The following is a 16,957-nucleotide window of genomic DNA, read 5'->3' as shown; positions in this document are numbered from 1 at the left end:
AGGGGCGGCTTTCGCGCGCAAGCTCGGTGCGAGCGGTAGGGGTCCACATCGGCGATCCAGGGTGAGCGTCAGACACTCTCCCAACGCCCGCGACACCTGCCGCTCACCCCATTATGAAACGGGGTCTTACGCGTCCGGTGCGTCCAGAGTCTTCGCCAGCGTCCGGGCGATGGCGACCAGCGCCGTGATCATCGGGGTGGAGGGCTCGCGCCGGGGCGCCACCAGCCCGATCGTGTGCTCCAGCTCCGGCGCGACGATCGGGACCGCGCGCACGCCGACCATCGGCCCCAGCGCGTCGGCGAGGATCGCCGGCATCACGCTCGCCCACTTGAGCGTGCGGACATGGGTCATCAGCACGATCATCGAGTTCGATTCGAGCGAGGCCGAGGGCTCGCCGCCGGCCTCGCGGATCTGCTGGTCGATGATGCGCCGGTTCTGCATGTTGGGCGTGAGCAGGCAGAGCGGCAGGCGGCCGATCTCGGCCCAGGTCACGGAGGCGCGGTCGTCGAAGGCGCCGCCCTCCGCGGTGAGCAGCCGGTAGCGCTCGCGGTAGAGCGGCACGGAGATCACCCGGCCGAGCGGCTCGTTGTCGAGGTAGGTCAGCCCGGCGTCGGCCTCCAGGTTCTCGATCAGCGAGAAGATGTCGGCCGAGGTGGTCGATTCCACCGTCAGCCGCACGTCGGGGTGCTTCTCGCGGTAGGGCGTCGTCAGGCTCGCCACCATCGGCAGCGCGGTCGGGATCGCGGCGATGCGCAGGTGCCCGGTGAGGCCCCGGCGCAGGCCCGCGACATCCTCGTGCATGGCGCGGCTGTCGGCGACGATGCGCCGGCCCCATTCGAGCACCCGCTCGCCCTCCGGGGTAAATCCCTGGAAGCGCGAGCCGCGCCGCACGAGCTGGACCCCGAAGCGGTTCTCGAGCTGCTTCACGCCCGCCGACAGGGTCTGCTGGGTCACGCCGCAGGTCTCGGCGGCGCGGCCGAAATGCTGCTCCCGCGAAAGCGCGAGCAGAAAGTCGAGCTTGTCGATCATGGCGCCCTCCCCGGCGGCGTGCCGGGAAGGCTATACCCATTTCGCCGGCCCCGCCCGCTCAGCGGAACAGGATCAGCGCCTTGGCGAGCGTCGTCCACACGCCCCAGGCGATCGGGATGCCGACGACGGCCCAGGCCGCGAGCGCCGTCGCGCTGAAGCCGCCCCGGCCGATGCCGAAGGAGCCCGACGGGATCGCCCCGGCCGCGCCCCGGCTGTTCAGCGCCGCCACTTCGGCGTCCGACATGAACCACTTGGGCTTGAGCGGTCGCACCAGCAGGTTGGCGACGAAGCCGAGCGCCAGCATGCCCGCGAGAATGTACATGGTGCCGTCGTAGAGGCGCGAGCCGGTGACGCCGGCGTCGACCTGCGCCTGGCGGATGTAGTTGACCACCACCGGCCCGACGATGCCCGCCGTCGACCACGCGGTGAGCAGCCGCCCGTGGATCGCGCCGACGAACTGCGTGCCGAAGATGTCGGCGAGGTAGGCCGGCACCGTGGCGAACCCGCCGCCGTACATCGACAGGATGATGCAGAACGCGAGCACGAACAGCGCCTGCGACCCGGCCGCCGCGAAGGACGGTGCGGCCGCGTAGAGCGCGATGCCCAGCGCGAAGAAGATCGCGTAGGTGGTCTTGCGCCCGAGCTTATCCGACATAGAGGCCCAGAAGAACCGGCCACCGATGTTGAACAGCGACAGCAGCCCGACGAAGCCGGCCGCGATCGCGGCGACCTGTGCCTTCTGTCCGGCATCGAGGGCGGCAAAGCTCACGCCCGGCGCGCCGACGAGGCGGCCGCCGAAGATCTCCTGCAGCATCGGCGAGGCGATGCCGATGACACCGATGCCCGCCGAGACGTTGAGGCACAGCACCGCCCAGATCAGCCAGAACTGCGGGGTCTTGTGCGCGTCGTCGAGGTGGACCTGGCCGTTGGTGATCATCCCCGCCTTGGCCGGCGCCGGGCTCCAGCCCTCGGGCTTCCAGCCGGCCGGGGGGACGCGGTAGCCGAGGGCGCCCGCCATCATGAACACGAAGTAGCCGGCGGCCATCACCAGGAAGGTCTGCCACACGCCGACCGAGGTCGGGCCCTTGAACGCGTCCATGAGCATGGCGGCCAGCGGCGAGCCGATCAGCGCGCCGCCGCCGAAGCCCATGATCGCCATGCCGGTGGCCATGCCGCGCCGGTCCGGGAACCACTTGATCAGGGTCGAGACCGGGGAGATGTAGCCGAGACCGAGGCCGATGCCGCCGATCACGCCCGAGCCGAGCCACATCATCCAGAGCTGGTGGGTGAGGATGCCGAGCGCCGAGATCGCCATGCCGCCGCACCAGCAGAGCGCAGCCGCGATGCCGGCCTTGCGCGGGCCCGCCCGCTCCAGCCAACCGCCGAACAGGGCGGCCGAGGCCCCGAGGAAGACGAAGAAAAGGGTGTACATCCAGCCGAGGTCCGCCACCCGCCAATCGCAGGTGGTGGTCACCAGGGCGGTGGCCAGCGACATGTCCGGGCAGGCCTTCGACGCGGTGATGCCGATGGCGCGCGAGAGCGGCAGCCAGAACACCGAGAAGCCGTAGGCCATGCCGATGCAGAGGTGGATCGCGAGGGCCGCCGGCGGCACCAGCCAGCGGTTGAACCCGGGCTTCGCGATCGTGGCTTCGCGCGACAGCCAGGACGGCGTCCGTTCGGGCGGGAGGGTGACGTCGGCCGTCCGTGCAGTCATCGCTGAGGTTTCCCCTTCAAGCGGCCCTGTTGTGCGGGCCGTCTTGCTAGGAAATCTAGATGCCGCGCTGGTCCGAGACTATCCGTGGCCTACCGCAGAATGCAAAATTCATCCTTGGGCGGGTGACAAAAGTGCAGGCCCGTCAACCGGCGTCGCTCGCACCTTCGCCGAGCTTCTGCGGGTCGCGGGTGGCGGCGCGCACCGGGCTCTCGGCCTCGGTCCGGCCCTCGCGCATCGCGCGCACCACGAGCGGGTCGACGCGCTCGCCCATGGCCGGCAGGCAGGCGGTGAGGCTCGCCACCATCTTCGGCGTCCAGAAGGCGATCACGTGGTTGTGGATGCCGGTCACCGCCTCCTCGTCCGGATAGGACCGGAAGAAGGAGGCGATCTGGTTGGCCATCCGCACCAGCTTCTCGTCGCTCGTCAGCGCGCTCATCGACAGACCTTCAAAAACCTTCTGGACACATCGCGGCCCGAACCGATCGCGGGTCCCGCCTCCCAGGGGGAGAGGGTGCGCGTCGCCTTCCTACTCCGCCGCCGCCTGCGCGATGCGGGTCAGCGAGAAGTCCTCCTCGTAGAACTTCGCCTGCCAATCCGAGGGACGGTTGGTGCGCCGCACCTGCACCGCCGTCACCTTGTACTCGGGGCAGTTGGTCGCCCAATCCGAGAAGTCGGTGGTGATGACGTTGGCGCCGGTCTTGGCGTGGTGGAAGGTGGTGTAGACCACGCCCGGCTGCATCCGCTCGGTGATCTTGGCCTTGAGCGCGATGTCGCCGGACCGACTCTCCAGCGAGACCAGGTCGCCGTCGACGACGCCGCGGACCTCGGCGTCGAACGGATGGATCTCCAGCACGTCCTCCTCGTGCCAGCGCGAGTTCTCGGTGCGGCGCGTCTGTGCGCCGACGTTGTACTGCGACAGGATCCGGCCGGTGGTGAGGATGAGCGGGAACTTCGCCCCCGTGCGCTCCTCGGTGGCGACGAACTCGGTGATCATGAAGCGGCCGAGGCCCCGCACGAACCGGTCGACGTGCATCATCGGCGTGCCCATCGGCGCCTTGTCGTTGCAGGGCCACTGCACCGAGCCGAGCTCGTCGAGCTTGGCGAAGGAGACGCCGGCGAAGCTCGGGGTGAGCGAGGCGATCTCGTCCATGATCTCGGACGGGTGGCTGTAGTTCATCTCGTAGCCGAGCGCCTTGGAGAGCAGGATCGTGCCCTCCCAGTCGCCGTAGCCGCCCATCGGCGGCATCACCTTGCGCACGCGGCTGATGCGGCGCTCGGCGTTGGTGAATGTGCCGTCCTTCTCCAGGAACGAGGCGCCGGGCAGGAAGACGTGGGCGTACTTGGCGGTCTCGTTCAGGAACAGGTCCTGGATGACGATGCACTCCATCGCCATCAAGCCGGACGTGACGTGGTGGGTGTCCGGGTCCGACTGGGCGATGTCCTCGCCCTGGATGTACATGCCCTTGAAGCCGCCATCGACGGCCTCATCGAGCATGTTGGTGATGCGCAGGCCCGGCGCGTTGTCGAGCTTGGCCCCCCAGAGCGCCTCGAAGCTCTCGCGGGTGGCGTCGTCCGAGACGTGGCGGTAGCCCGGCAGCTCGTGCGGGAACGAGCCCATGTCGCACGAGCCTTGGACGTTGTTCTGGCCGCGCAGCGGGTTCACGCCGGCGCCGAGCTTGCCGATGTTGCCGGTGGCCATGGCGATGTTGGCCATGCCCATCACCATGGTCGAGCCCTGGCTGTGCTCGGTGACGCCGAGGCCGTAGTAGATGCCGGCGTTGCCGCCGGTGGCGTAGAGCCGGGCGGCGGCGCGGAGCTCGGCCGGGTCGATGCCGGTGTACTGCGCCTGCGCCTCCGGCGAGTGGCGCTCGTCGGCGATGAAGCGGGCCCAGGACTCGAACTCTGCGAGGTCGCAGCGCTCGCGCACGTAGGCTTCGTCGATCAGCCCCTCGGTGACGATCACGTGCGCCATGGAGTTGATGAAGGCGACGTTGGAGCCGGGCTTCAGCGGCAGGTGGTGCGTCGCCTTGATGTGGGGCGACTTCACCAGGTCGATCTTGCGCGGGTCGGCGACGATGAGCTTGGCGCCCTCGCGCAGGCGCCGCTTCATCCGCGAGCCGAAGACCGGGTGGCCGTCGGTCGGGTTGGCGCCGATCACCAGGATCACGTCGGACTGCTCGACCGACTTGAAGTCCTGGGTGCCGGCCGAGGTGCCGAGCGTCGACATCAGGCCGTAGCCGGTCGGCGAGTGGCAGACGCGGGCGCAGGTGTCGACGTTGTTGTTGCCGAAGGCGGCGCGCACGAGCTTCTGGACGAGGTAGGCCTCCTCGTTTGTGCAGCGCGACGAGGTGATGCCGCCGACCGAGTCCTTGCCGTAGGTCGCCTGGATGCGCTTGAACTCGGAGGCCGCGCGGTCGATCGCCTCCTCCCACGACACCTCGCGCCAGGGATCCGTGATCTTCTCGCGGATCATCGGTTTTGTGATGCGGTCCTTGTGGGTGGCGTAGCCGTAGGCGAAGCGGCCCTTGACGCAGCTATGGCCCTCGTTGGCCTTGCCGCCCTTGTAGGGCACCATGCGGATGATCTTGGTGCCCTGCATCTCCGCCTTGAACGAGCAGCCGACGCCGCAATAGGCGCAGGTGGTCACCTCCGAATGCTCGGGCTGGCCGTGCTCGTGGATCGACTTCTCTTGGAGCGTCGCGGTCGGGCAGGCCTGGACGCAGGCGCCGCAGGACACGCACTCGGATTCCATGAAGTTGGTGTTGCCGGCGGCGACACGGCTGTCGAAGCCGCGGCCCTCGATGGTGAGCGCGAAGGTGCCCTGCACCTCCTCGCAGGCGCGGACGCAGCGGTTGCAGACGATGCACTTCGACGGGTCGTAGGTGAAGTACGGGTTCGACTCGTCCTTCGGCAGGTACTTTTCCGCCGTCGGCACGACGTGGTTGTCGCCGTCGTAGCCGTAGCGCACGTCGCGCAGGCCGACGACGCCGGCCATGTCCTGCAGCTCGCAGTCGCCGTTGGCGGCGCAGGTCAGGCAGGTCAGCGGGTGGTCGGAGATGTAGAGCTCCATCACGCCCTTGCGGAGCTTGGCGAGCTTGTCGGTCTGCGTCCGCACGACCATGCCGTTCTCGGCCGGCGTGGTGCAGGAGGCCGGCGTGCCGCGCCGCCCCTCGATCTCCACGAGGCAGAGGCGGCAGGAGCCGAACGGCTCCAGCGAATCCGTCGCGCACAGTTTCGGGATCTGCGTGCCGGCGTTCATCGCCGCCGCCATCACCGACGTTCCGGCCGGGACGGTGACGTCCATGCCGTCGATGCTCAGCGTCACCGTCTGATCGCTGACGCGGATCGGGGTGCCGTAGTCGATCTCTTTGATGAGGGCCATGGACGCCTCCCTATTCCGCCGCGACGGGCAGGTCGCCCGCGCGCGAAAAGTCTTCGGGGAAATGGGTGATCGCGCTCATCACGGGCATCGGCGTGAGCCCGCCCATGGCGCAAAGCGAACCGTCGGTCATGACCTCGCAGAGGTCGGCGATGACGGTGAGGTTCTTCTCCGGGCTGATCCCGGCGATGACCTTGTCCATCGTCTCGACGCCGCGGGTCGCGCCGATGCGGCACGGGGTGCACTTGCCGCAGGATTCCGTGGCGCAGAACTCGAAGGCGAAGCGGGCCTGCTTGGCCATGTCGACGGTGTCGTCGAACACGACGATGCCGCCATGGCCGACCAGGCCCTTCTTGGCCGCCATCGCCTCGTAGTCGAGGGGCGTATCGAGCAGGTCGTCGGGGAAGTAGGCCCCGAGCGGCCCGCCGACCTGTACCGCCCGCACCGGACGGCCGGAGAAGGTGCCGCCGCCGTAGCCCTCGATGACTTCGCGCAGCGTGATGCCGAAGGCGGTCTCGATTAGGCCGCCGTGCTTCACGTTGCCTGCGAGCTGGATCGGCAGGGTGCCGAGGGAGCGGCCCATGCCGTAGTCGGCGTAGGCCTTGGCGCCGTGCTCCAGGATCCAGGGCGTGGCCGTGAAGGTCATCACGTTGTTGACCAGCGTCGGCTGGCCGAGGAAGCCCTTCAGCGCCGGGATCGGGGGCTTGGCGCGGACGATGCCGCGCTTGCCCTCGAGGCTCTCCAGCAGCGAAGTCTCCTCGCCGCAGATGTAGGCGCCCGCGCCGAGCCGCACCTCGAGGTGGAAGCTCTTGCCGGAGCCCATCACGTCGTCGCCGAGCACGCCCGCCGCGATACCGTTGGCGATCGCCTCCTTCAGCGTGGCGAAGGCCTGCGGGTATTCCGAACGCAGGTAGATGTAGCCCCGGGTCGCGCCGACCGCGACGGCGGCGATGGTCATGCCCTCGATGAGGTTGAAGGGGTCGCCCTCCATCATCATCCGGTCGGCGAAGGTGCCGGAATCGCCCTCGTCGGCGTTGCAGACCACGTATTTCTGGTGCGACTGCGCCAGCATCACCGTGTTCCACTTGATGCCGGCCGGGAAGCCGGCGCCGCCGCGGCCGCGCAGGCCGGATTCGCGGACTTCGCCGACGGTGCCCTCGGGGCCGAGCCGAAGCGCGGCCTCGAGGCCGCGATAGCCGCCATGGGCCTTGTAGTCGTCGACCGAGACCGGATCGATCACGCCGCAGCGGTGGAAGGTGAGCCGCTGCTGGCGGGCCAGGAACGGGATCTTCTCCGGGTCGCCGAGGCGCAGCGGGTGCTCGCCGCCCTCCGCGAGGCCGGCATCGAGCAGCGCGTCGACGTCGGCGGGCGTCACCGGGCCGTAGGCGACGCGGCCCTCGGGCGTCGCGACCTCGACCATCGGCTCCAGCCAGAACAGGCCGCGCGAACCGGTGCGGACGATCGACACGTCGAGGCCGCGGCGCTCGGCGCCGGAAAACAGCGCCCGGGCGACGCGGTTGGCGCCGAGGCCCAGCGCGACGGCGTCGCGGGGGACGTAGAGGGTGATGCTCATGGCCGTGCTCATGCGCGCGCCTCGCTCAGAGCCGCTTCGAGGCTGTCTGCGGTGAGCCGCGCGATCGGCTCGCCGTCGACGAGGGCCGCCGGGGCGTTCGAGCACAGGCCGAGGCAGTAGACCGGCTCGACGGTGGCGTTGCCGTCGCTGGTCGTGCCATGCCAGCCCGTGCCGAGGCGCGACAGAATCTCGGCGTGGAGCCGGTCCGAGCCCATGGCCTGGCACGCCTCCGCGCGGCACAGCTTCACCTCGTGACGGCCGGCCGGGTGTGCGCGGAAGTCGTGGTAGAAAGTGATGCAGCCGTGGACCTCGGCCCGCGACAGATTGAGCGCATCCGCGATCAGCGGCACGGCGCCGGCGTCGACGTAGCCGAAGGTCTCCTGCAGCGCGTGCAGGATCGGGAGGGTGGCGCCCTCCAGATGGCTGTGCTCGGCGATGATCCCGGAGGCGCGCTGGCCATCCCAGGGCTCGAAACGCGGCATGATTTCCTGCCCAGATTGTTCCTGTTCTAAGGGACGACTGGAACAGAAATGCCGATTGCATTCAATCGTGCAGATTGGTCGTTCGACAAAGGACGCCTGTCGAAACCGGCTGTCCGACCGGACGTTTCCCTATGCAGAGGCCATCCATCAAGGCATTTTCAACGCGTCCGATTTGTCATGCTGCGCTGCAACAAGCCCCCCTCATCTCGAAGCCATGGATGGTGCCGTGCAATAAACTACCGGTTTGCGCGGCATTCCGACGCCTGCTCGCCAATGGTGATCGGTTTTCGCCTGCAACCACGGGTGAGCACAGCGGAAATTTCTTTTCGCCCCCATGAAACCTTGGACCAAAGTCCGACTTGACAAACCCTAGGGGCAGCCGGGGGGCTGTCTGTCAGGCTTACGTCGGCGCTGGCAACAGGATGGACGGGGCGCCCAAGGTGACGGATTCCATGGTCAAGAGCGATCTCCACCCGCCGCACTCCGGCCCCGGCTCGGATCCGGTGCTCTACGGCGTGGCCGCGGGGTTGGCCGAGCTGTTCCCGCCGGTCACCGGGCACGCCCGCGTAGTCCACGACCGCGACCCGGTCGAGACGGACGAGCCCGAGCGCGACTGACGTTCTGCGCGATGGCCAAGCACGTCGCGCACTGGATCTTCTATAAGGCGTCGCGCGCCGTGTCCTGCCACCGCACCAGCGGGTTCGTCAGCGCCACCAGCAGCGCGTCGGCGAGCTTTCCCGCCACCGCGAAGGCGATGATCGCGGCCAGGATTTGCTCGGGCTTGGAGAATTGCTGCCCGTCGATCAGCAGGTAGCCAAGACCCTCGGATGCTCCCATCAGCTCCGCCGCGACCACGAACAGGAAGCCGAGGCCGAGCCCGGTGCGCAACGCCGTGACGGTGGCCGGCAGCACCGCCGGAAGCAGGATGCGCCTCACCTGCGCCGCCCGCGACAGGCGGAAGATCCGTCCGACCTCGACGAGCTTGCGATCGACCGAGGCGATGGCGCCGGCGACCCCGACATAGACCGGGAAGAACACGCCGACCGCGATCAGCGTCACCTTCGGCGTCTCGAGGATGCCGAACCACAGGATGAACAGCGGCACCCAGGCGAGCGAAGGCACCGCGCGCAACGCCTGCAGGCTCGGATCGACGAGCCGCCGCAGGGTCGGAAGGGTCGCGGTGAGCGCGCCCACGACGATCCCCGCCACCGCCCCGAGCGCGAAGCCGAGGCCGACGCGAACCAACGTCGCCGAGACGTGCATCCACAGGTCGCCGGAGCGGGCGAGGTCCCACAACGTCGCCGCGATCCGGCTCGGCGGCGGCAGCAGGCGCCCCTGCGCCAGGCCGGCCCGCACGGCCGCCTCCCAGCCGAGAGCCAGGATCAGCGGAAGCAACAGGCCGAGGCCCGCCCAGCCGAAGCGCGACGCGCGTCCGGCCCGTGGGGCGACGACAGGTGCAACGTTCGCCATGGGGGCGGCCGCGGGTCCGGTCATCGGGCGTCGAACTCGAGAAGGTGGAACATCGGGCCGTCGCGGGCTGGAGGATCGGCGGCTCTATAACACCGCCTGAGCCTCAGCGCCCCGCCTCGGCCACGACCGCATTGCGTGCGATCGGATGTAAGGGTTCGTTCGGCGTCGGACGAGGCGCTGGTCCCCTCTCCCAAGGGGAGAGGGGCAGGGTGAGGGGCGTGACCTCTCCGGATGGGGTACGCCCCTCATCCCGCCCTTCTCCCCATGGGAGAAGGGGCCTCGACGTGGTTCGTGGCCTAATCCAAACCGCCGAAACGCGCATCGGGGCGGCCCCGATGCGGCTTGCGCCTACCGCGCCGCCGTCGGGTTGAAGGCCGTGTCGATCAGTCCATCGACCGCCGCCGGGACGTCGGTGCCAGCGGGGATGATGCCGGCCTGCTGCAGGGCGAGGCCGGCCGCGCGGATCGAGTCCGCCTGGGCCTTGCCGAGCGCGGGCTCGGAGAGGTCGGTGCGCGCGACCTGGCGGGCGATCACCGGCTCGGGCAGCTTGGTCGCGGAAATCAAAGCCGCCTTCAGCGCGTCGGGGTTCTGGATCGAGAACAGCCGCGCCCGCTCGTAGGCGGCGATCACCGTGCGGACGAGCTCCGGGTTCTCCTTCGCGAACGCCTCGCGTACGTCGAGCAGGCCCCAGGTGTTGGCGCTGGCGTCGCGGAAGAACAGCACGTCGTCGTTCTCGATCTCGGCCGCAGCCATCATCGGGTCGAGGCCGGCCCAGGCGTCGACGTCGCCGCGGTCGAGCGCCGTGCGGCCGTCGGCGTGCTGGAGCAGGACGAGCTTGGCGTCGCGCTCGGTCAGGCCCGCGCCCTGAAGCGCGCGGATCAGGAAGATGTGCGGGTCGGTGCCGCGGGTGACGGCGATGCGCTTGCCCTTGAGGTCGGCGACCCGCGCGATGCCGCTGTCCTTGCGGGTGACGAGCGCCGTCCATTCCGGCCGCGAGAAGGCGTAGACCGCCTTGATCGGGTTGCCGTTGATGCGTGCCACCAGGGCGGCGGCGCCTGCCGACGAGCCGAAGTCGATCGCGCCGGCATTCAGAAATTCCAGCGCCTTGTTGGAGCCGAGCGACTGGACCCACCGCACGGTGATGCCCATCGGCTTCAGCGCCTCCTCCAAGAACCCCTTGTCCTTCAGCACGAGGCCGACCGGGTTGTAGGTCGCCCAGTCGAGGCGCACCTCCTTCAACTCGGCGGCGCGGGCCGCCAGCGAGAGGGCGGGCAGGGCGAGCGCGAGGGCACCGAGGAGCGCGCGGCGGGCGAGGCGCATGAAAAGGTCCTTTTCGGATCGGGCGTTCGATCCGAGCTAGGCAGCTTCGTTCTTTATGTCAAACGATTGATCCGCCTCAAAGGACGGCCTGGTCTCTGCTTCCACGCCGAAGTGCCGGTGTCGGTGGTGCCATGGCGCGCCACGCTGGCAGCACCAGCAGTTCATGCTAACGGGTACCCATGTTCGACGCCGTCGCCGCCCTCGACAAGGTTCTGGACGCCCTGGACCGCGAGGCCCGTGAGCCGACGAAGCTCCGCGCCGTGCTGGTGCCGGAGCTGAAGCGCGTGATCGAGGCCGGCCACGCGGCCGCCGAGGCGCAGCTGCTGAAGGACCGCGACGGCATGCGTTGCGCCCGCACGCTGTCGAGCCTCACCGACGCGGTGGTGCGCGCGATCCACGACGCGGTGGTCTGGCGGCTCTACCCGAACGACAACCCCTCCACCGGCGAGCAGCTCGCGGTGGTGGCCACCGGCGGCTACGGCCGGGGCACGATGGCGCCGGGCTCGGACATCGATCTGCTGTTCCTGCTGCCCTACAAGCAGACCGCGTGGTCGGAGAGCGTCGTCGAGGCGATGCTCTACGTGCTGTGGGACCTGAAATTGAAGGTCGGCCACGCCACCCGCTCGGTCGAGGAGTGCCTGCGCGAGGCGAAGGCGGACATGACGATCCGCACGGCGCTCCTGGAGGCGCGCTACCTGTTCGGCTCGCGGGTGCTGTTCGAGGAGCTGGTGACGCGCTTCGACGCCGAGTTGGTGATGGGCACCGCCCACGAGTTCGTCGAGGCGAAGCTGCGCGAGCGCGACGGCCGCATCACGAAGGCGGGCTCGTCGCGCTATCTCGTCGAGCCCAACGTCAAGGACGGCAAGGGGGGCCTGCGCGACCTCAACACCCTGTTCTGGATCGCCAAGTACACCTACCGGGTGCGCGACCAGGTCGAGCTCGTGGCCGCCGGCCTGTTCACGGCGGAGGAGTACCGCCTGTTCGAGCGCTGCGACGAGTTCCTGTGGCGGGTGCGTTGCCACCTGCACTTCGTCACGCGGCGCTCGGAGGAGCGGCTGTCCTTCGGGCTGCAACCGAAGATCGCCGAGCGGCTCGGCTTCGGGCCGCGCGGCGGCCTGTCGGGCGTCGAGCGCTTCATGAAGGCCTACTTCCTGATTGCCAAGGACGTGGGCGACCTCACCGCCATCGTCTGCGCCGAGCTCGAGGCGCGCCACGCCAAGCGCACGCCGGTGCTCGACCGCTGGATCGGCAAGTTCCGCGACCGGTTCCGCGCCACCGCGATCGAGGCGGAGGATTTCTGGCTCGATCACGGCCGGGTCAACGTGCGCGCCGAGGACGCGTTCGAGCGCGACCCGGTGAACCTCCTGCGGCTGTTCTGGCTCGCCGACCGGCACAACCTCGCGATCCACCCGGACGCCAAGCGGCTGGCCAACCGCTCCTTACGCCTGATCGGCCACGCACTGCGCGCCGACGAGGAGGCCAACCGGCTCTTCCTCGAGATCCTGACCTCGCGGAACTCGCCGGAATCGGTGCTGCGGCAGATGAACGAGGCCGGGGTGCTCGGCCGCTTCATCCCGGATTTCGGGCGGATCGTGGCGATGATGCAGTTCAACATGTACCACCACTTCACGGTGGACGAGCACCTGCTGCGCTCGCTCGGCGTGCTGGCCGCGATCGATTCCGGCCGCGGGGACGAGCCGTTCCCCCTGGTCTCGCGGCTGGTCGGCGCGATCCACAACCGCCGCGCGCTCTACGTGGCGATCCTGCTCCACGACATCGCCAAGGGCCGGCCCGAGGACCACTCCATCGCCGGCGCGGCGATCGCGCAGAAGCTGTGCCCGCGCTTCGGCCTGACCCAGGCCGAGACCGAGACGGTGGCCTGGCTCGTCGAGCACCACCTGCTGATGTCGATGACCGCCCAGAGCCGCGACCTCTCGGACCCGAAGACCATCGAGAAGTTCGCAGCCGTGGTGCAGACGCTGGAGCGCCTGCGCCTGCTGACGATCCTGACGGTGGCCGACATCACCGCCGTCGGCCCCGGCGTCTGGACCGCGTGGAAGGGCACGCTGATCCGCACCCTCTACGACGAGACCGAGGTGGTGCTCTCGGGCGGCCACTCCGAGATCGCCCGCACCGACCGGGTCCGCCTGATCCAGATGTCCCTGCGCGAGCAGCTGCCCGACTGGTCGTCGGACACGTTCGACGCCTACGCCGCGCGCCACACCCAGGCCTACTGGCTGAAGGTCGACGGGGTGCGCCAATTCAAGAACGCCGGCTTCATCCGCCAGGCGACCGAGGCCGGCCGCACCAGCGCCACCGACGTCGAGACCGATCCGGTCCGCGGCGTCACCGAGCTGACGGTGTATTCCCCCGACCACCCGCGGCTGCTGGCCATCGTCACGGGGGCCTGCGCGGCGTCCGGCGGCAACATCGTCGACGCCCAGGCCTACACCACGAGCGACGGCTTCGCCCTCGATTCGATCTTCATCTCCCGCGCCTTCGAGCGCGACGAGGACGAGATGCGCCGCGGCCGGCGCATCACCGCCTCGATCGAGCGCTCGCTCAAGGGCGAGATCAAGATCGCCGAGCTGGTGGCCGACAAGCACCCGCCCTCCACCGGCCGGGCCAAGACCTTCCTGGTCCCCCCCGACGTGGCGATCGACAACGCGCTGTCGAGCCGCGAGACCGTGGTCGAGGTCACCGGCCTCGACCGGCCGGGCCTGCTCTACGAGCTGACCACGGCGCTGAACCGCCTGAACCTCAACATCACCTCGGCCCACGTGGCGACCTTCGGCGAGCGGGCGGTGGACGTGTTCTACGTGACCGACCTCACCGGCACCCGCGTCACCCAGCCCGACCGCCAGGCGGCGATCCGCGGCGCGGTGATGGAGGTTTTTGCCGGAGACGTGGCGGCGATGAAGGCGGAAGGCCTGGAGGCCCTGGTCGCCGCCCCGCCGCCGCGGGAGGCGTGAGGGCCACGCCGGGTTCCGATGCGGAACGGTTGCACCGCACCGCCCGCCGCCCGCCAAACCCGACGGATCGCTTCGCAATGCGGCGATCGGCGACGCGGATGCCGGCTTCGCTCGGCCGCCGTCCGGGCCGGCCGGCACGCCGTCTCCACGGAGAGTCCGGACAGCGTTTTGGTCCGAATGACATACCCAATTCCACATTCAATGACACATCCAATCTCACATCACGTTTCATATCCAGTTTCATAAGTCGGACCCTATGAGGTCCGGCGGATAGCGGCCGCCCCGCCGTCGCGGGGGCCGGATCGCGATGCGTGGTCCGCGACGCGATTTGGTGTCAGTCCACCCAGGCGATGGTGATCGGCGCGTCGATCCCGAGCACGGCGTGAACGGGACAGGCCTGTGCCGCCGCCTTCCGCATGGCGCGCTGTTGTTCGTCGAAGCGACCAGGGACGCGAGCATGCTACGCTGTGCAGAGGTGTCATCAGGCGGCGTGCCTCCGCCGGGGCCGCGTTGTGCTAGGTCTGCGCATATGCCATGGCATACGGAGCTTTGGGCAGCGCTAAAAGATGGTGCCGGGCCATCGTGGGGTCGTCAGAAAACGCCTGCGTGGGAGCGTAAGTGAGGGCGGAAAACTTTGCCAACTGGCTGATCGAGCTTTCAAACGGAGACACCCAGAGCAGCATCGACGGGCTGGTTCTGGTGAAAGAATTCCGTGCTCTCAGCCTTGCGCCCGAACAATATTTAATGATGGAAAAAGCCGAGAGCTATGCGGCGCATTCCGTTTTCTTCGAGGCCGGCCGCAACAATCGTGCGCCAGTCGCCCAGGCCTTCATCTATGTCAGCGATCACCCTGGCGAGAGCCACGAGTTCGCACTCTTGCACAAGCGTTTGTGGAGCTGGGGGGGGCGTACCGCTGCTCTACCGCAAGACACCGGGCAAAGTGGAATTGTTCCGCTGTGCGAGCAAGGCCGATTTCGATCAGAAGGATACAGCGCCTAGGTACAAGGCCTACGATACTGTTAGCCTCGTCGCCAATATCGCTACGGCAGAGGCACGTGCAACTGCTTGGTGGAACTTCGAACGGCTGCGCAACGGAACCCTATGGGACGACCCTGCCGTCTGCGCGAAGCTCGTGTCGGACACAGACTCGGCACATCGCCATCTCGTTGATAATATCTTCGGCCTTTACACGAAGATCAAGGCGGGCTCCCTACTCAGCGAGGGTTTGCAGCGCCGATTGCTAATTCTTTCGCTACTGATCGCCTATCTCGACGAACGCAATGCCCTTGAGGCGGAGTATTTTGCGCAGTTTCATTCTGGCGCACGGACTTTTGCCGATGTGATGCGTGCCGGTAAGCCGGTGGTCCGCCTGCTTGCGGCGCTTGAGAAGCGCTTCAACGGGCATGTTTTCGAACTGGATGACGATCTGCGGACCGAGCTCGTCGAGAGCACGCAGCTCGCCGCCTTTGCCGATCTCATCGAAGGCCTGCATGACACGCATGGTCAAGGAAGCTTCTGGCGCCTCTATTCTTTCCGGGACCTTCCAGTTGAGTTGATCAGCAACATCTACCAACTGTTCGTGGAAGACAAGGATAGCTCGATCTACACGCCTCCGGCGCTCGTCCGATTGATGCTTGACGAGGCGCTGAGCTGGGAGCGCATCGACCGCTTGATTGAGCGGGACGAGGTGATCCTCGACCCAGCATGCGGGTCGGCCGTCTATCTCGTTGAAGCCTATAAGCGGCTCGTCCTGCACTGGCGGATGCGAAACGCTTGGGCGCGACCGAAGGTCAAAGATCTGAAGGCGTTGCTGACGCGTGTCCATGGCATTGACCTGGAGCCCGGAGCTATCAAGCTCGCGGCGTTCAGCCTGTGCCTCGCTTTGTGCGAAGCGCTCGAGCCCGAGCATATCCGTAAAAGCGTCCGGCTTTTCCCTGAACTCGAAGGCGCGACGCTGCATCCAAGCTGCTTCTTCGCGGCACGCGAGCAGGGCCTAATAGCCAAGCGAGTCGGCGTGATCATCGGCAATCCGCCATTCAAGTCGTCGCTGTCGACGCCAGGCGCCGTTCGCGCTGCCAAGGCCTTCAGGCAGAACTTGGCCGAGAAGCTCCCCAACGACCAGCTCGCCTATCTCTTTCTCGTCTCTGCGCAGGATATGCTCACAGACGGCGGTGTGATTAGCATGATTCAGCCAGCAGGCCTCCTCTACAATCTCAACTCAAAAGGGCTACGCAGACATATCTTTGGAAAATGGGACGTTCGCGAGATCTTGGACTTCGTTTCAGTCCGCGGCCTGTTCTCAAAGGGGGGTGGCGACACGCAGATCGTCGTCGTCGTCGCGCTGGCGGGTGAGCCCGAGGGCACGCGCAAAATTCTTCACGCGATTTTTCGGCGCAGCGGCAAGGCGGATGCCGAGCAGAGTTTCGACATCGACTACTATGACATGCATTGGATAGCGCGCGGTGAGGATCTGGCGGACTATCGCACGTGGCGCGCGGGATTGCTCGGCACACAGCGTGTGGTGGATCTGGTGCGGCGGCTGGCGGAGATGCGAACGCTTGGTACCTTTGCCCAGGTAAAAGGCTGGGAACGCGGCCAAGGCTTCATGCGCGGCAATCGCATTCACAAGAATTCGCATGACCATATTTGGGGCAAGCCGATGATGCCCCCCGACGCAATCGGTCCGCATGGAATCAATAGTGCCAAGGTGAAGACCGCGCCGCGTGTGCCAATTTCGGACGTGCGGTCGGAGCGGGCTTTTCAAGCCCCGCTTCTGCTCGTGCGCAAGCAGGAAAATCTTGATCAAGGTTTCTGGGACAAAGGCTATATGACTTTTGCCGACGAGATTGTCGGCTTTTCGGGCGACGACTCGGACACCCCGGACCTACTTGGGTCGTGTCCCAGGCGGTGGTGTAGCTGAGGGGTGGTCATCGGCGGTTGCCGGGTAGGGTCGGGTTGCGACGACCAACCCCGAACCCGAGAGACCCCCGATGACCGACGAGATCATGGCCCTGCGCG

The 16,957-nt window shown here is 67.7% G+C and carries 12 protein-coding genes; 4 read left to right on the top strand and 8 right to left on the bottom strand.

Features of this window, described 5'->3' with window-relative positions; translation table 11 throughout:
* Positions 1–126: 126 nt before the first annotated feature.
* The 6 genes from FV234_RS22640 to FV234_RS22615 all read right to left on the bottom strand — a co-directional run bounded on the left by FV234_RS22640 (position 127) and on the right by FV234_RS22615 (position 8,177).
* Positions 127–1,029, bottom strand: coding sequence for a LysR family transcriptional regulator (locus tag FV234_RS22640; protein ID WP_147751630.1), 903 nt, complete (start codon positions 1,027–1,029; stop codon positions 127–129).
* Positions 1,030–1,087: 58 nt separating this feature from the next.
* Entirely contained in the window at positions 1,088–2,743 is a 1,656-nt protein-coding gene (locus tag FV234_RS22635) for an OFA family MFS transporter (protein WP_147831783.1), read from the bottom strand.
* A 142-nt stretch (positions 2,744–2,885) separates the two neighbouring features.
* Positions 2,886–3,179 carry a formate dehydrogenase subunit delta gene (locus FV234_RS22630; protein WP_147751628.1) on the bottom strand — a complete coding sequence of 98 codons (294 nt, stop codon included), beginning with the start codon at positions 3,177–3,179 and terminating at the stop codon, positions 2,886–2,888.
* A 90-nt stretch (positions 3,180–3,269) separates the two neighbouring features.
* A complete protein-coding gene (fdhF, locus tag FV234_RS22625; protein WP_147764766.1) occupies positions 3,270–6,125 on the bottom strand; it encodes a formate dehydrogenase subunit alpha in 2,856 nt (951 codons plus the stop codon).
* Positions 6,126–6,135: 10 nt separating this feature from the next.
* The gene (locus FV234_RS22620; RefSeq protein WP_147831782.1) at positions 6,136–7,695 is read right to left on the bottom strand and encodes a formate dehydrogenase beta subunit; all 1,560 of its coding nucleotides are present in this window, start codon (positions 7,693–7,695) and stop codon (positions 6,136–6,138) included.
* Positions 7,696–7,703: 8 nt separating this feature from the next.
* Positions 7,704–8,177, bottom strand: coding sequence for a formate dehydrogenase subunit gamma (locus FV234_RS22615; RefSeq protein ID WP_147751626.1), 474 nt, complete (start codon positions 8,175–8,177; stop codon positions 7,704–7,706).
* 452 nt (positions 8,178–8,629) lie between these two features.
* Between FV234_RS22615 and FV234_RS22610 the strand changes: the two genes are divergently transcribed.
* Positions 8,630–8,794, top strand: a complete 165-nt coding sequence (locus tag FV234_RS22610; RefSeq protein ID WP_238272062.1) for a hypothetical protein — start codon at positions 8,630–8,632, stop codon at positions 8,792–8,794.
* 40 nt (positions 8,795–8,834) lie between these two features.
* Here the strand turns inward: FV234_RS22610 and FV234_RS22605 are convergent, their stop codons facing one another.
* Together FV234_RS22605 and FV234_RS22600 are read right to left on the bottom strand one after the other, a co-directional pair.
* A complete protein-coding gene (locus FV234_RS22605) occupies positions 8,835–9,647 on the bottom strand; it encodes an ABC transporter permease (protein ID WP_238272063.1) in 813 nt (270 codons plus the stop codon).
* Positions 9,648–9,995: 348 nt separating this feature from the next.
* Positions 9,996–10,967 (bottom strand): aliphatic sulfonate ABC transporter substrate-binding protein, encoded by a 972-nt coding sequence (locus FV234_RS22600; protein ID WP_147831780.1) that lies wholly within the window; start codon positions 10,965–10,967, stop codon positions 9,996–9,998.
* 179 nt (positions 10,968–11,146) lie between these two features.
* On the opposite strand from FV234_RS22600, the gene FV234_RS22595 reads away from it, so the two are divergent.
* The 3 genes from FV234_RS22595 to FV234_RS22590 all read left to right on the top strand — a co-directional run bounded on the left by FV234_RS22595 (position 11,147) and on the right by FV234_RS22590 (position 16,859).
* A complete protein-coding gene (locus tag FV234_RS22595) occupies positions 11,147–13,939 on the top strand; it encodes a [protein-PII] uridylyltransferase (protein WP_147764769.1) in 2,793 nt (930 codons plus the stop codon).
* Between the two features lie 618 nt (positions 13,940–14,557).
* A complete protein-coding gene (locus FV234_RS26340; RefSeq protein WP_187273772.1) occupies positions 14,558–14,938 on the top strand; it encodes a hypothetical protein in 381 nt (126 codons plus the stop codon).
* Complete coding sequence (locus FV234_RS22590) at positions 14,880–16,859, top strand: N-6 DNA methylase (protein ID WP_187273771.1); 1,980 nt, start codon at positions 14,880–14,882, stop codon at positions 16,857–16,859. Before FV234_RS26340 ends, FV234_RS22590 begins: the two co-directional genes overlap by 59 nt.
* Positions 16,860–16,957 lie beyond the last annotated feature (98 nt).

This window comes from Methylobacterium sp. WL8 (genome assembly GCF_008040045.1).
In the GTDB taxonomy this organism is placed as follows: domain Bacteria; phylum Pseudomonadota; class Alphaproteobacteria; order Rhizobiales; family Beijerinckiaceae; genus Methylobacterium; species Methylobacterium cerastii.
Note: the sequence above shows the minus strand (reverse complement) of the source record. Positions and strands in the feature narration are given on the sequence as shown.

Excerpts from the sequence above, each read along its gene's own strand:
- FV234_RS22640 (WP_147751630.1), bottom strand. The coding sequence starts at position 1,029 with ATGATCGACAAGCTCGACTTTCTGCTCGCGCTTTCGCGGGAGCAGCAT.
- FV234_RS22635 (WP_147831783.1), bottom strand. The coding sequence starts at position 2,743 with ATGACTGCACGGACGGCCGACGTCACCCTCCCGCCCGAACGGACGCCG.
- FV234_RS22630 (WP_147751628.1), bottom strand. The coding sequence starts at position 3,179 with ATGAGCGCGCTGACGAGCGACGAGAAGCTGGTGCGGATGGCCAACCAG.
- fdhF (WP_147764766.1), bottom strand. The coding sequence starts at position 6,125 with ATGGCCCTCATCAAAGAGATCGACTACGGCACCCCGATCCGCGTCAGC.
- FV234_RS22620 (WP_147831782.1), bottom strand. The coding sequence starts at position 7,695 with ATGAGCATCACCCTCTACGTCCCCCGCGACGCCGTCGCGCTGGGCCTC.
- FV234_RS22615 (WP_147751626.1), bottom strand. The coding sequence starts at position 8,177 with ATGCCGCGTTTCGAGCCCTGGGATGGCCAGCGCGCCTCCGGGATCATC.
- FV234_RS22610 (WP_238272062.1), top strand. The coding sequence starts at position 8,630 with ATGGTCAAGAGCGATCTCCACCCGCCGCACTCCGGCCCCGGCTCGGAT.
- FV234_RS22605 (WP_238272063.1), bottom strand. The coding sequence starts at position 9,647 with ATGGCGAACGTTGCACCTGTCGTCGCCCCACGGGCCGGACGCGCGTCG.
- FV234_RS22600 (WP_147831780.1), bottom strand. The coding sequence starts at position 10,967 with ATGCGCCTCGCCCGCCGCGCGCTCCTCGGTGCCCTCGCGCTCGCCCTG.
- FV234_RS22595 (WP_147764769.1), top strand. The coding sequence starts at position 11,147 with ATGTTCGACGCCGTCGCCGCCCTCGACAAGGTTCTGGACGCCCTGGAC.